Source organism: Chitinophaga polysaccharea, from assembly GCF_007829335.1.
Taxonomy (GTDB): Bacteria; Bacteroidota; Bacteroidia; order Chitinophagales; family Chitinophagaceae; genus Chitinophaga; species Chitinophaga polysaccharea_B.
Genome location: NZ_VIWO01000007.1, coordinates 262,030 through 277,234, shown reverse-complemented (window position 1 = coordinate 277,234; position 15,205 = coordinate 262,030). Strand labels below are relative to the sequence as shown.

Genomic DNA, 15,205 nt, shown 5'->3' with positions numbered 1-15,205 from the left:
GCAAAGACGCTAAGGAGCAAAGCAGCAAAGAAATTTATAAGCTCCTTAAGAGCTCATGTCTTGACAAATTTTCTTTGCTGCTTTGCTCCTTAGCGTCTTTGCGTGATATTCATCCACTGTATGCCTTCCTTAAAAGTGTCGGCAAATGAAGATTGCTGGTCTGAATTTCTGAAGATCCCTCTTTTGTTTTTTAAGAAACCGATTGTCTGGTGATGCCCGGGAAAATTGGCAAAGCCTATAAAGTTTTTATTGTCGCTTTTCCTGAATTCATGCAATATCCGGTGGATAGGCCATATAACATAACCGCTGCCGGGTAATTCCTGGTGTGCAAATCCGTCTGTTTGCAGGTAGAGTTCTGTGAACTCTACCGGGAATCTAAATCCCAGCGCGGTTTCTGTTTCGGCAATCATTTCTATCAATGCACCTTTATTAAGCGGGATACTGTCTGTTTTCCATTGTTGAATAATGCCCTCTGTCCAACTTTTCATAACTACGGTTGTTTTTTTTCTATCACAACGTATGCCACCGACATTGGTGGCAAGACTACTTTAATACCGTTCTGTGTAAGGGCGGCATTGGCCTTTACATTTTCATAATCCTTAGGGCCTCCGGCGGAGCCATCCGGACCGTTGCCATTTACAAATACTTTTCTGCCAAACCCGGTAACACCTTCTCCGCCGTTGAGTGTATACCAATAGAACCGGTTGCCGGCATTAAAATTTTTGAAGGTAAGCTGTACATTCCGGGGCGTATTTCCTTTGTTGACCAATACCGTAGATATTTCTCCTGAGCTGAAAGTAGAGGCATAGGAGAGAATGCTGGTATTGGTGGCAGTGGTATTGATGCACCTGTCGCCTAATGTTTTTTGCAAGAAGTAGAGGTAATAAAAGGCAGGGCGGGGATTCCATTTTGATTCACCGGAGGCAGCGTCGCCGGTGCTGAAAAGGCCATGGTCATTTCCATTATCCCATGCGTTGGAGAGGTCCCAGCGGCTGGCCATTCCAAACTTATTTTTCATCAGCTCTTCCAGTACCATCACCGCATGCATGCCTGCTACCTGCGACACCATTTGTTGGGAGCCGGTAGCAAAAATATTCCATTCCGTAAGCGCCAGGGGCCTGGCGCTCACGCCGGCAGCCTGGCAGGAGCTGGTAACAAAGTCGCAGATGCCTTTGGTAACGGTGCTGGCAGATGCCAGTATTTCCAGCGGGGTAGAGTTGGTATTGTAAGGCGTATAGTAGCTGTGTACAATAAAATAATCTGCTATGTTGCCGGCTTGTTGTAATACGCCACTGTTCCAGCTTTTATCGGTAGGCGTGGCCCAGCTGGCGGGTTGCTGCTCCAACAGCTGTACGCCAATGTAAATTGGCTTACCAATTTCGGTAGCCGCTTTACGGAGAGAGTCGATAAATATTTTAGCATGGCGGCCATACAGGTCGCCGGTTACCAGTAAGGGTTGCCCGTCCTTATTCTGCGACTGGTCGATGCGATAACCAGCTTGCCAGGTGCCATTGCTTTCGTTGCCTATTTCCCAGTATTTCGTGCGACCATTATCATACCTCACCCAATCGGCGGCGAGATGGGCGGCAGCGGCTACAGGATTCGGCCCTGTACCATACCTGGCATAACCGTAGTTGAGCGTAATGATACCTTCATTGCTGGTTTGTTGCAACATGCGGTAGTAGTTATCCAACGAAAGCGTCCAGCTATCGTTATTACGCCCGAACCAATAACCGGCATTCGCCATGGTGCCATTCATATCAGGAAGGTTGGCCGGTGCATCGGCTGGTAAATTTCCGGGGGCGGCATTCCAGAAGTAAACGCTGCTGAGGTTACCGCCAGGAAACCGGATAATGCCGGGATGAAGTTTGGTAATATGCCCCAGCAGGGCGGGCTCGGTCACCATCTGTGTCATATACAGGTTGGCATTGTTGCCAAACAACGCCGGTGAAATTTTTGTAACAATTGTAGCTGCGTCCACGTTCACCGTGTCATTGGCGCTTGTTGGTACTATCGCTTCTTTAAATGCAGGCGCAGTAAAGCTCCTGGCGGTCCATCCCTCTTTAAAAAAACCTTCTGTCAGTGCGGTAGCCGGATCGGGGGGCGTAACTACGGTAATAACAGTATCAGGATGATTACCGTTGTTATTGTTGTTGGGTAAGGTAGACTTTTTACCACAGGCTGCTAACGAACAAAACAGGAGACAACGTAGTGTGCTATCGTTTATGTTTTTCATCTGAACAGATTATGCTTCCCTTTGAATACCGCGCACCCTGCCCATGAGGCGGGCGCGCGGTTGACCACTATTTTATCTTTACGATCCTGAAGTTGTCGTAGGCGGTATTGTATACGTCTACACCAGCACTTTCTGTGATGATACGGTATCCGAAAGTTACCTTGCCATCGCTTTTCAGCAGGTCGCCCATTACTACAGCAGCTGCACCGGTACCTTCCACCCCGTTGTCGGCAAGCCGGAATGCAGAGAGGTTAACCGTTACCGTTTGCCATTTGTTTTTGGTGTCAAAGGTTTTGTTGTCGGCGTTTTGCCATGGCATATACCGGAAAGCATATTTATCGTTGAAGCGAAGTACGTTGATGCCGGCTGTCCATGGCTCTTTGGTATTGATTTCGAATTTCAATGCATACTGAGCAGCTTCTTTAGTAAGTACATCGGTGGCAAACATGGCTACATCGTTGAAGTTGCCAGACCGGTTGCCATTCCACCATCCGCCATCATTAGCGCCCACGCCACCAAAGATGTTCTGTAGATATCCGCCACGGGTGCCTGGAAATAGCGCAGCGTCGCTGGTTCTGTTAGCGCCCCACCAGGCCCAGTTGAATACAGGTGGTTCACCGCTTTCGCCGCTGTTGGTCAGGTTACTGATCACATCTCCGCTGGCATGGTCATTTAAAGGTCCGTCAGACATCGCAGTACCGAATTTGGCATGTATGACCAGCCGGCCGGTATCGCTGCCCAAATCGGGCATAATGAGGCCTGCACGTGTACCCGCAGCGTTGGTGGCAACCGATGTCACTTCTTTTCCCCCGGGGAACGTGATCTTATCTATCAGGAACAGGCTGGAACCATAAATAATAAGGGAGTCGCCGGGAAGTGCATTTTCATTGGAAATAGCCGCTATAGATGGAGGTGGGATATCCACTACAAAAGTATACGTGAGTTCCCCGTGGGTGGTAACCAGGTGGATCTGGTTGGGCACTTTGGGATCCGTAGCTTCGGTAGGTGCGTTGGACGGGATCGTGAGAATGATATGTGTACTGGTATTGTAAGTAGGATTAAAGTAGGCGTTGGCGCCATTGAAAGCAATACTTACCACTCCTCCCAGGTTTTGACCAGTAATGAGGATCAACGTACCTGGCAAGGCTTTGGTGAACGTGCTGTCTTGCAGGGTAGAATCGAGCATAGTGACTTTATTGATCACCGGCGGACCGGACTGGTCATTGTTTTTAGAGCAGGACAGGAGCAGGCACAAGATGGCCAGCATACCTGTAACCAGGCCGCCATATTGTTTATGAAATGCAGGATTATTGTGCGTCATACAAGTTCATTTTGAAGATTAATAAGGATAAGGTACCGGTGGTTTCCGGAGATTGGGAGCGGCCGATAATTCAGCGGCCGGCAGTGGCAGCAGGAAGTTGCTTTCTGTTACCGGGTAAAATGCCGGTGTATCAGAGGTGACAGTCCAGCTGGTAGCATTGGTTTCCTTATCAGGTACAATGCGGTAGGAGCCTTTGTCCTGTGCATTCAGTATGCTGATTGCCTTTAGTGGATTGTAATAATGCAGGCGCAGGATGTCGTACCACGCTTGTCCTTCCATGGCCAGTTCCAATCTTCTTTCCTTATAGATATCATCCCAGGTAATGCTGGTTTTGGGTAGCAGTCCGGCGCGCTGACGCACGGCATTAAAATAGGTAAGCGCCTCTCCGTCGGCCGTGCTGGCGGCGTTGCCGAGTATTGCTTCTGCATATATAAGGTATACATCTGCTAACCGCAGCATGTATGTGCTAATTTCTGTATGCTGTTGGGTTACTTTTCCATCATTGTCTTCCGGCCGGCCTACTACATATTTTTTCACCCATGCCCGGGTGTTATATCGCTCGGTTCCATTATATCGCCAGGGAACTTGTAGTTCCTGGATGATTTTCTTGCCGGGATTATTGGGATCATCTACCGACTGATGAATATAAGCGTAATGATCACCAGGGTACATAAAGGTGCCTTTACGTCTTTTGTCGTTGGGAGAATATAATTTTAGCTGGTCCAGCGAAGCGCCCAGGTCACTGCCCCATCCATCCGCAAAGCCGGTGATTTCGGAGCCATAGGCGAGGAATGCCTGCACGCTGTTTTGTGTACCCCAGTCGCCATCATATTTCCATTGCAGGGAGAACAGGCTTTCGGCGTTGTTATTATTTTTCGTCAGGAACAGGTCTTCATAATTACTCATGAGTGCTGCGCCGCTGTTGCTGATCACATCTTTGGCAAACCATTTTGCACTGTCGAGATCAGTTTGTCGCCGTGTTTGGCCACTGCCTACGCCTGCGCGGGTAAGGTATGCTTTTGCCAGCATCCCTTCGGCCGACCATTTGGTTAAGCGACCTTTTTGCACCGGTACAGTGGGCAGGTTGGCGGCTGCATAGCGAAACTCGCGGATAATGAAGCCCCATACAGATTCTACGGTATTGCGACTGATAGAAGTATCTGTTACCAATACGTTGTTATCCACAATTACCGGCACCGGTCCCCAGTTCTGCACCAGGTAGGAATAGGCGAGTGCCCGCATAAAACGGCCTTCTGCAATAGCGCCGTTTTTAACGTTGTCGGGTACGCTCTTGGCTGTGTACTTGGTAACGTTGTTGATAGCCATATTGGATTGTGCTACCACGTTGAAGAACGCTGTCCAGGAACTGTATACTTCCGGCGTAACATCGGTGGTTTGCATGCGGATATTTTCTACCTGGTAGGAGCCCGACATAAGCACACCGCCTCTTCCATCGCCTAAGCCGTGGGAGGCTTTGTCGTTGTAGGCAAACCATACCAGGCCATAGAGCGGGGCGGTACCAGCCCATACCTGGTCGGAAGTCTGGTAGAAGTTGGCATCCACAATGCTGTCTTCCGGTGGCCTGTTCAGGAAGTCCTTGCTGCAGCTACCCAGGATAGCCAGTATTACGAATGCGGTCAGGTATTTTGTATATGAACGATAATTCATGGTCATTTTTTTACTGCTTTAAAAATCAACTGCAACGCTGGCAGAATACATCCTGGTTAAAGGATAGCGGCCGCCATCCACGCCATAGAACTGGCTGTTGAGTTGTACTTCTTTACCAATGGAAGCGCCTACTTCCGGATCATAGCCCTTATATTTTGTGAAAGTGGCCAGGTTTTGTACGCCAACAGAAAGCCTTACCGCTTTTATAACCGGTTGCTTTCTCAGGAGCGAGTTAGGTACATTATATCCCAGTTGCACATTCTTGATCCGTATGTAGGAGCCGTCTTCCACGAAGAGATTGGTGAAGCGGTTGCCGTTGCCATTTACATCTGAACCGGTAATCCTGGGTACTTTGGTGCCGGGATTGAGCAGGGTAGATTTATCTCCGTCGTTGGTAAACCGGGCATAGTCGAAAGCTTCTACCAGCAGGTTGCGTCCGAGGTTGATGTTATTGGGGTTGGTATTTTCAAAGCGCAGATAGTTGTAAATATCATTGCCTTGTGAACCGGTAATCAGCACGCTCAGATCAAAACCTTTATAGGAAAAGGTATTGGTGAACCCGAAGGTAAATTTGGGCCAGGGATTCCCGATAAAGGTCTGGTCACGGGAGTCGATTACATTGTCGCCATTCAGGTCTTTGTATTTGATATCGCCTACCCATACGCCGCCGTCTTTTGATACATCGAGGCGACTGCCATCTGCTTTTGTGGGGATAGCGCTCTTGTTGATCTCATCTACGGAAGCGAATATGCCATCGGCCACGTAGCCATAAAACAGCCAGGGTGCTTGTCCTACAGCGGCGCGTTCACTGAAGTTGTTCATATACCAGGCGCTGTGAGAAACAAAGGCGTTGTCTGAATAAAACTGGAGGATTTTGGTTTTAAAGGAAGAGATATTAAAATTGGTTCTCCACACAAAACCGCTACCGCTCTTGATATTCACGGTGTTTAAGGTGATACCGAAACCTTTGTTCTGCAAGGAACCGATGTTGATGGTGGGAGGTGTAATGGCGCCTTCCCCCTGTGTGCCCATGTAGGCGGGTAAAGGATTTAGCAGCAGGAGGTTATCTGTTTTTTTGATGTAGTAGTCGCCTTCCAGTTGTATCCTGTTGTCCAGCACACTGATGTTGAAGCCTATATTTTTTGTGGTGGTAGATTCCCATTTTATGTTTTCATTCCCATATAGCGCCGTAGCGAAACCGGTTCCCCATGGAGTGGTTACGGCGTTGAGCCGTGCATATTGTGCGCCGCCGCCACCGGTGTTGCCGGTGGTGCCATATTCTGCCCGCAGTTTGAGATCATTGATGAAGCTCGCATTTTTCATGAAGGGTTCATTGGAAATGCGCCATGCTGCTGATACAGAGGGAAAGTAGCCCCATTTGTTGTTGGTGCCGAAGTTGGAAGATCCGTCTGCACGGCCGGCCAGCTGGAGAATATATTTATCGTTGTAGATATAGTTGATACGTCCGAGGTAAGACTCCAATGCGCCGGAACCTTTGCCTGAACCGGTGGTTTGTCCCTGGGCATTACCGAGATTGAGTGAAGGGATTTCGTTGCTCGCGAAGCCGGTACGGGAAGCGGAAAAGCTCTGGTAATTCCAGGCCTGTGCTTCATGGCTGGCCATTACACTGATGCTGTGTTTCCCGAATGTTTTATTGTACTGTAATAGTTCATTGAGGTTCCAGTAGAAATTTTTGTTGGTACTGATGCTGAGGGTAGCTTTTTCATTGGAAGCATATCCCAGCTGGTACGTAGGCGTAAATTTAGATCCATCGGCATATTCGAAGTTGCCGTTAAAGCTGGTGCGGAAGGTAAGCCCTGGTATAAGATTTAGTTCTGCGCTCACGCCGCCGAGGCCTCCGGTTCTTTTATAGTTGTTGTTAACCAGGTTGGCGATGGCTACCGGGTTGAGCGGGGCGTACTGCGCGTTGTTACCAAATTCATTAGTAGTGGCGCCGCCCCAGCTGCCATCCGGATTTTTTACAGGGATATTAGGCGCAAGATTGATCGCGTTTCTGATTACATCTTCGCTGGTAGCGCCCAGCTTTTCTTTCGTCTGGTAGAAATTAAGGGAGGTGCTTAATTTGAGCCAGTCGAATGCTTTGTTATCGAGATTGAGCCGGAAGGAATAGCGATCAAAATTAGACCCAATGGCCACCCCTTGTTGGGAGAAGTATTCGCCGCCCATATAGTAGTTGGTGCTTTTATTCCCGTTGCTGACGGTGATCTGGTGTTTTTGTAAGGGAGCTACTTTAAAGAGCGCCTGTTGCCAGTTAGTGCCTGCGCCGAGCACAGAAGGATTTTTGAACTCTGCTGTGGGTGTGCGATTCAGCTGGCTGGCAATTTCGTTGCTCATCATGGCAAATTGCTGCAGGCTCATCGTATTCACTTCTTCCGGCCTTTCCTGGGAAGTATAGAGATAGTTATAACTTACTTTCAGGCCTGCCTGTCCCCTTTTGGTGGTAATCAGTACCACCCCGTTGGTGGCGCGGGAACCATATACCGCAGTGGCAGAAGGGCCCTGTAATATTTCCATGGACTCAATATCAGATGGATTGATACCTGCCAGCGGGTTCACGGAACTGGTAACGCCATAAGATACCACTGCCGGTTGTATCTGTACGCCATCTATCACATACAATGGCTCATTGGTGCCACCGATGGTATTTACACCGCGGATATTAACGGAGATACCACCACCGGGTTGACCGGAATTCTGGGTTACATATACGCCGGCGGCGCGGCCCTGTATGGCCTGGTCCAGGGTAGTGTTAATCGTTTTGTTGATATCGGCAGAAGAAATAGATACCTGGGCGCTACTCTGGTCTGTTTTCTTCATGGTGCCGTAGCCTATTACCACTACGTCCTGCAGAGAGCTCCTGGATTCGCTGATAATAATATTCTGAACAGCGCCATTGCCTACGGTTACCTCTTTCGTGCTAAAACCAATAGAGCTGACGGTGAGTACCTGACCAGGGGCAGCAGCAATACTGAATTTACCCAGGGCATCGGTGGCTACTCCGGTGGTAGTGCCTTTAAAAACAATAGAGGCACCGGGCACAGGTTGTCCGGACTCGTGGGCAGTAACGGTACCGGTAATTTTTTTTCCTGGAGGTGGATTTTGTGCGCTTGCAGTAAAAGCAAGGGCACAGCAAGTGATCGTTAGCCATATCCATAGAGATGGCCTTCCAGTAATACTGGCTCTTTTCATACGTGGAGAAATTAAAAATTTTTAAAAAAGGAATCTTCTACTGACTTTGGTTTTGCTATTTCATAGACGTAGCATTGTGGCGATGAGGATAAAGTTATTCTTATTGATCCTAACGCAGGGTATCCGGATGTTTATAATTCAGGTTATTATGTTGCATGGCAAGGGTATCAAATGTATATGGACGAGGGTATATTTTGTTGCAATTATTCTTTTTTCATGGTGGCAGCATAGGCGGAAGGCAGCACCTGGTACATCATTTTGAAGTACTTAGTAAAATATTTCGGGTTGTTGAAGCCCACTTCGTAGGCTACTTCTGCCACATTCATTTCTGTTTGGGTAAGCAGTTGGGCTGCCCGTTGTAAGCGTACTCCCCTGATAAACTCAATAGGAGGCTGCCCGGTAATACTATAGATGCGCCGGTAAACGGACACCCGGTTCATGAACAGTTCCCGGCTTAGTTCTTCTACGGAGAAATTGGCGTTGGATAAATGTTTATTCACAATTTCCAGGGCTTTTTGGATGAACTTTTCATCGGCCGATAATATGGTGGTGGTATCTTTTGGTGGTGGCAACACGACCATTTGTTTGGCTGGCGCCTTGCGTGCCAATAGGTTACGTACCCGGGAGAGCATAATTTCAAACCGTACGGGTTTAATAATATAGTCGTCTGCACCGTTTTCCAGTCCGCGCAACTGTTCTTCTTCCGCTGCGAGGGCGGTCAGTAATATCACGGGAATCTGCCGGGTGCGGCTATCGCTTTTGATTTTGGTACAGAGGGCCAGGCCGTTCATGGCAGGCATATTTACATCGCTTACTACCAGGTCGGGATGGGCCGACAGGGTTTTTTGCCAGCCGCCGACGCCATCGGTTGCCTCAATAATATGATAGTGAGCTTTCATGTTTTCTTTCAGGTAAAAGCGGAAGTCGTCGTTATCTTCTACCAGGAGGATGGTTTGTTGCTCTTCCTGTTTAAGCCTGGTGGCAGGTTCAGGAGTGATGGGTTCGGGCAAGGCAGGAGCCACTAAGTTGGTGGTGACGGTAGGTTCCGGCGGCATAGTGGTAGCCGGCAGTATTTCCAGGGGTACGTGAAGGGTAAAGGTAGTTCCCTTATTCACCTCGCTGTTCACCCTAATGGAGCCTTTACAGAGTTTGATGAATTCCCGGGTAATGGCCAGGCCTATACCGCTGCCCTGGTTTACAAATCCGCCGGGAGAGTTGCTGTGGAAAAACTGCTCAAAGATTTTCTCATGCCGTTCCGGGGGGATCCCGATCCCGGTATCTTCGACCCGGATTTCGAGAAGGGCCTGATCGTTTGTTAGGGTATAGCTGGTAAATACTTTTACACTGCCCCCGGAGAGGGTGAATTTAAAGGCATTGGAGAGCAGGTTAAATAATATGCGCTCTATTTTATCGTGATCGAAGCTGGTAAATAAGGTTTCATTTTCGGCAAAAAAGGAAAATTCCACCTGTTTGCGTTCAGCCAGGTCTGTAAACGAGTATACCACGTCGCGGATAAACGCGATAATGTCGCCATTAGCCGGATTTAACTTTAGCTCCTGCATTTCCATCTTCCGAAAATCCATCAACTGGTTAGCCAGGTAAAGTAGTCGTTTGGCATTACGGCGGATCAGGTATAGCTTGTGGCGGAAGTTATGGTCGGCTTCATGGGCAATGACTTCCTCCAGGGGCGCCATGATCAGCGAAACGGGTGTTTTGAATTCGTGACTGAGATTGGTGAACAGTTTGATTTTGAGCATGTCCAGTTCGTGCAACTGCCGGGCTTCGCGCCTTTCCTGTTCCAGCGCAAAACGGCGCTGCGCCCGGCGAAGTACAATCTTTCTCAGCAGCAGCAGGATAGCCGTTATCAACAGCAGGTAAGCGATGTAGGCCAACGGCGTGGCCCAGAAGGGTGGCAGGATGCGTATATGCAAGGAGATGCCCTTCCATTGATTCACCTGGTCATCGCTGACTACCCGCAGGTATAAGGTATAGTTGCCGGGGTTGATATTGGTGTAGTTAATACGCCTGGATTTTCCATCGGTGGTTTGCCATTCTTTATTAAACCCTTCCAGTTTATAGGCATAGGTATAGCGGTTTTTATCGGTATTGGTAAAATCGAGTGTGGCGAAATCGATGGAAAAATCGTTTTCATCATGTCGCAATACGATTTCCCGGGTTTCCGGCATCGCGGCAGGGAGTATAACGTGGTGGTGTATGGTTTCATTTACCGCAATGGTGCGGTTAAATAGTTGCAGGCTGGTAAATACAATGGGTGGTTCCTGCCGGATGGGTTTTACAGCTGCCGGGTTAAAAATATTGAAGCCATCGTAGCCACCAAATGCCAGTTCGCCGGATTTGAGTTTGAGTGCGGCGTTGATGTTAAACGCATTGCCCTGCAGGCCATCTTTTTCATCGTAGTTATGGCAGTTGATGTTGATCCTGCCATTCTTTTCCGGTAGCACCGTTATTTTACTCAGGCCATTGGAAGTGCTTACCCAAAGGTGATGGTCGTTGTCTTCCAGGATGGAAATAATGTTATTATCGGGCAGCCCGTCTTTCATACGAAAAACGATGAACTGTTGTTTGTCGGGATCATAGGCACTAAGTCCATCGCGGGTACCAACCCACATGATGCCGCGGCTGTCGCAGAGCAGGGAGTTGGTATTATCATTACTTAGTTGGTGCGAGTCGTGCAGGTAGTGAATGTATACGCCTTTAGCTTTATCCAGTACATCGATGCCGTAGGCAGTGCCTATCCATAAATTGCCTTTGCGGTCTTCCGCCAGGTCCGTAATGAAATTGGAGTGAACGGAGTTGGGAATGTTGGCATTGTTGTGGTAGAACAAACCGGCCGACTGATCGAAGCGGTCGAGGCCTCCTCCCAGGGTGCCAATCCAAAAATTCTGCTGACTATCCTTATAGATCTTCCATACACTTTTGCTACCCAGGCTGTTATTGGCGGCGCCTGGCCGGTAATGGGTAATGCGGCCGTTGTTGTAGTGGTCGAGGCCACCGAAGTAGTATCCAATCCACAGGCTGTTATCACTGTCTAAAAACAGGCTTAAGATGACGTCGCTGCTGATGCTGTTGTCGTTACCCGGATCATGTTTTAGCTGTGAGAATGTATTGGCCTGGCGATCGAAATAGATAAGCCCTCCGCCGTTGGAGCCGATCCATATATTTCCTTTCCTGTCTTCCGTAAAGCAGTTGACATCGTTATAGCTTAAACTCTGCGGATCGGCGTATTTGTGTACATACAATGAAAACTTCATCATGTTTTCTGCGTAGTAACTAACGCCCCGTTTGTAGGTACCGCACCAAATGATGCCCAGGTTATCTTTATACAGGGTATAAATGGTGTTTTCGGCGATGCTCTTTACATCCTCCGCACGTTTTCGGAGATAATAACAGCTGAAGTCGGCCTTATTCAATACATTGATACCACCATGATCGGTACCTATCCAGATATGTCCTTTTTCATCCTGTACAATACCGTTAATGATATCGTTGTTAAGCGCGCTATTTTTGGATGTGAGCCGTCGTACAGTGCCGGTTTTGCTGTTGATATAAACGATGCCGAAATCGGTGCCTGGCATATATATCCATTTGTCGAACTGCGCATCGGTAAAGAGGCGGAGGGATAACGGCCGGTTATCGATGAAGCGGGTGAGTGTATCGGTATGAGACAGCAGTTGCCCGTTTTTTTCCTGTAGTATATCCAGCTCGCCGTTGATGTAAAGAACGCCTAACTGCCCCTGCGCAGTGGGTGTAATATCTGCTACCGGTACACCTGCATGGTATTGCCAGCGTTGTGCTTTTTCCCCCGTCAGCTGATAGATGTTACCGTCCTGGTAGCCTATCCAGCAGGATTGGCTGGTTTGCTGTAGGGCGGTAATTCCGGTAATGGGCAGGCCTTTACTTTTTAGCCAGCCGGCGGCATTGGTAAATTGTTCGGTAACCGGATCATACAACACATCGCCATTCCGGGTGCGTATAAACAACCGGTTGCTGGGGGCGGCAGTAATGGCGGTAACATAGTCGTCGGAGATGGAAGTGGAATCGGTGGCACTATGCCGGAATACCCTGCAGTTAAAGCCATCGTAGCGATTCAGGCCACTCATGGTACCAAACCACATGAATCCACGATTATCTTTAAAGATGCAATTTACCTGGTTATTGGAAAGACCGTTGTTTACATTCAGCGAGGAAAACTCCTGGGCATTGGCAGGTAGCAGGAGATATAATAACAGTGAGATCAGTAGCGTTGTCTTTAACATAACGTGTGGTAGTGGCGTAGTATAAATATAACATATTACGAGATAAAAGCAGTGGAGGATTAGTTGTCGTTTTTACATTTAAAAGCATTAAGGGAGTGAGAAATTTATCATCATATGTATAATGCATATAGGTAGCTATAAAATTATATCAGGTGCTAGCTATTTTAATAAGTGTTGAATCTTTAAAATTTGTAAACTTGTATAATGACATCACCAGCATTATATCATCAGATTAAAAATGCTCTTATCAAGCAACGGTAGGCTATTGCTGCTTCTCCTGAGATGGGAGAGAAGCTTGCACAGGATTTGGGTATTGCTGATTTATATATAGATAAAGCAGGCGTAACTGCCGGAAAATCTGTTTCCGGAAAAGCGCCTCAAGGACAGTTCGTTTAAGGTGTCCTCTATTACCGTGAGCATAAATTCGATAAATACAGTGGAGTTCCCCGATTTGTCGGCAATACTGAGTGCTTTGTAATAGTCCTGCTGGCTTTTTTTACCACCGCTTCGATGGGAAGAAATTTAACTCCTGCTTAGATTTAAAAAAAATGATAGTATCATGTGATACTATCATTGCGGCGTGCTATTTAAAAATTAAACCCACTCTCAGAGTGGGTTTTTTATTGTTGCCTGACCTGGATTCGAACCAAGACAAACAGAGTCAGAGTCTGTCGTACTACCGTTATACTATCAGGCAATAGTAAATCAGGACCGCGAAATTATAACTTTTCTCATAAATACCAAATTTTTAAGCCCTTTTTATTACGGTTTGTGAAAAAAATATCCCGTAATAGCGTGGCAGCCAGGTATTTATATGCCACTGAATTGTCATTTCAGCCTCTTCCCTTATTCTTGTAAGCGCAAGCGCATTTGTAAAACCCTGCAATCAATACCCTCAAATTATGCTGTTAACAACCACTACTTCTTTCCTGCGTCCCTCCTTTATCTTTGCCCATCGCCGGAACCAACTGTTACTGGCAGGTGCGGTAGTAATGGCCGTGATTAAAATGGTGGTGTTTAAACATTTTTTTCCATATATGGATTTTACGTCCGATACCGGGTCCTATATGGAAACAACCCTGAAGCATATGGATTATAATATCTGGCCTATCGGGTATTCCAAGTTTCTATGGCTGTTTCACCAGGTGTCGCACTCAGAAACCGTGCTGGCAGTATTGCAATTTACTTTGCTGGAGATAAGCGCTTTCTTCTTTTATTTCAGCGTGGTATATATCTTTCATCCCGAAAGCTATTTCCGTTACGGGTTTTATGCTTTCCTGCTCATCAACCCCTTGTTTCCTTTCCTGGGCAATTATTTTATTTCAGATGCCTTGTTTTTGTCATTGGGACTGACCTGGATTACCTTGCTGTTGTGGATCCTGCACAAGCCTACCACCACTTTGCTGGTATTGCATGGGCTGGTGTTGGGGGCGGCATTTACCATACGTTATAACGCCATGTTTTATCCGCTGGTGGCATTGATTCCTATCCTGTGCTCCCGGTACCGGCCCTGGCAGAAGATAACAGCTATTTTGCTGCCGGTGGTGCTGATTACCGCCTTTGTATTGTTTGTGCGCCAAAAGAGTTATGAGCATGCGGGCATACGTTTGTTTTCCGCTTTTAGCGGCTGGCAGATGATGAATAACTCCATGTATATGCTGCAGTATGTTAAAATAGATTCCACTGGCGTACCTGCTGAGTTGGAACCTATGCACAAGCTGGTGTACCAGTATTGTACCTTGTTGAAACAGGGCAAAGGCAGGATAGATCCCCGTGTGGGGTCGGCATTTATGTGGGATAACGGTGGACCTCAGAAGATCATGCTGGCGCGTTATAACCAGGCGCACCCGGGAAAAGATACCTATACAGGCTGGGCGAATGTGGCGCCCCTGTTTGGTAGTTATGGTGTGTACATGATAAAAAAATATCCCTGGGACTTTTTGCACTATTACATATGGCCTAACGCCAAACAGTACCTCTTCCCTGAAATGGAAGTGCTGGCAGCTTATAACCGCCCTTATATGGGATCCAACCTGCAAAATGTGGCAGCTTTCTTTACAGATGGCGCAAAAGAAAAGCCCGTTGGTAAATACGGAGATACACAACTAACGCTCATGGCTATATTTCCCTGGCTGATCGTTGTTTGTCATGTACTGTTCCTGGAGGAAACGATCCGTTACCTTATCAGGAAAGGCATCAGGCGTACCTCCCGTAAATTTAACCTTGCCCTGTTGTTATGCTGGACTTTCATCCTGCTCAACTTTGGCTTCAGCGTGTTTGCAGCACCTATTGTGCTGCGTTACCAGGTATTGCTCATCGTATTATTGCTGGGATATACGTTGTTGCTGACAGAGATCATCGATATGCCGGAGCGCTCGCCGGAAGAAATAGCGGCGGAAGATGAACTGGTGATGCTGGGTATCTGAACAAAGAAGATATGCCCGATAAAGTTTTTTTCGCTGTATCTTAACCAGCAGAAGAAGCCTGTATTGT

7 protein-coding genes and 1 tRNA gene are annotated in these 15,205 nt (G+C 47.6%); 1 reads left to right on the top strand and 7 read right to left on the bottom strand.

Annotated elements, in window-relative coordinates:
- Positions 1 to 89: 89 nt before the first annotated feature.
- The 7 genes from FHW36_RS22650 to FHW36_RS22620 all read right to left on the bottom strand — a co-directional run bounded on the left by FHW36_RS22650 (position 90) and on the right by FHW36_RS22620 (position 13,409).
- Positions 90 to 488, bottom strand: coding sequence for an SMI1/KNR4 family protein (locus FHW36_RS22650; protein ID WP_145672315.1), 399 nt, complete (start codon positions 486 to 488; stop codon positions 90 to 92).
- Between the two features lie 2 nt (positions 489 to 490).
- On the bottom strand, positions 491 to 2,236 hold the full coding sequence (locus FHW36_RS22645) for an alpha-L-arabinofuranosidase (RefSeq protein ID WP_145672313.1): 1,746 nt from the start codon (positions 2,234 to 2,236) through the stop codon (positions 491 to 493).
- A 67-nt stretch (positions 2,237 to 2,303) separates the two neighbouring features.
- The gene (locus FHW36_RS22640) at positions 2,304 to 3,557 is read right to left on the bottom strand and encodes a glycan-binding surface protein (protein ID WP_145672312.1); all 1,254 of its coding nucleotides are present in this window, start codon (positions 3,555 to 3,557) and stop codon (positions 2,304 to 2,306) included.
- Positions 3,558 to 3,575: 18 nt separating this feature from the next.
- A complete protein-coding gene (locus tag FHW36_RS22635; RefSeq protein ID WP_145672310.1) occupies positions 3,576 to 5,225 on the bottom strand; it encodes a RagB/SusD family nutrient uptake outer membrane protein in 1,650 nt (549 codons plus the stop codon).
- 18 nt (positions 5,226 to 5,243) lie between these two features.
- Positions 5,244 to 8,435 carry a SusC/RagA family TonB-linked outer membrane protein gene (locus tag FHW36_RS22630; protein ID WP_145672308.1) on the bottom strand — a complete coding sequence of 1,064 codons (3,192 nt, stop codon included), beginning with the start codon at positions 8,433 to 8,435 and terminating at the stop codon, positions 5,244 to 5,246.
- A 203-nt stretch (positions 8,436 to 8,638) separates the two neighbouring features.
- Positions 8,639 to 12,712, bottom strand: a complete 4,074-nt coding sequence (locus FHW36_RS22625) for a hybrid sensor histidine kinase/response regulator transcription factor (RefSeq protein WP_145672306.1) — start codon at positions 12,710 to 12,712, stop codon at positions 8,639 to 8,641.
- Between the two features lie 626 nt (positions 12,713 to 13,338).
- A tRNA-Gln gene (locus FHW36_RS22620) sits at positions 13,339 to 13,409 on the bottom strand.
- A 205-nt stretch (positions 13,410 to 13,614) separates the two neighbouring features.
- On the opposite strand from FHW36_RS22620, the gene FHW36_RS22615 reads away from it, so the two are divergent.
- Complete coding sequence (locus tag FHW36_RS22615) at positions 13,615 to 15,138, top strand: hypothetical protein (protein ID WP_145672304.1); 1,524 nt, start codon at positions 13,615 to 13,617, stop codon at positions 15,136 to 15,138.
- The last annotated feature ends 67 nt before the right edge of the window (positions 15,139 to 15,205 follow it).

What these genes read in the sequence shown, in the direction of transcription:
- FHW36_RS22650 (WP_145672315.1), bottom strand. Translation starts at nt 488, where the DNA reads ATGAAAAGTTGGACAGAGGGCATTATTCAACAATGGAAAACAGACAGT.
- FHW36_RS22645 (WP_145672313.1), bottom strand. Translation starts at nt 2,236, where the DNA reads ATGAAAAACATAAACGATAGCACACTACGTTGTCTCCTGTTTTGTTCG.
- FHW36_RS22640 (WP_145672312.1), bottom strand. Translation starts at nt 3,557, where the DNA reads ATGACGCACAATAATCCTGCATTTCATAAACAATATGGCGGCCTGGTT.
- FHW36_RS22635 (WP_145672310.1), bottom strand. Translation starts at nt 5,225, where the DNA reads ATGAATTATCGTTCATATACAAAATACCTGACCGCATTCGTAATACTG.
- FHW36_RS22630 (WP_145672308.1), bottom strand. Translation starts at nt 8,435, where the DNA reads ATGAAAAGAGCCAGTATTACTGGAAGGCCATCTCTATGGATATGGCTA.
- FHW36_RS22625 (WP_145672306.1), bottom strand. Translation starts at nt 12,712, where the DNA reads ATGTTAAAGACAACGCTACTGATCTCACTGTTATTATATCTCCTGCTA.
- FHW36_RS22615 (WP_145672304.1), top strand. Translation starts at nt 13,615, where the DNA reads ATGCTGTTAACAACCACTACTTCTTTCCTGCGTCCCTCCTTTATCTTT.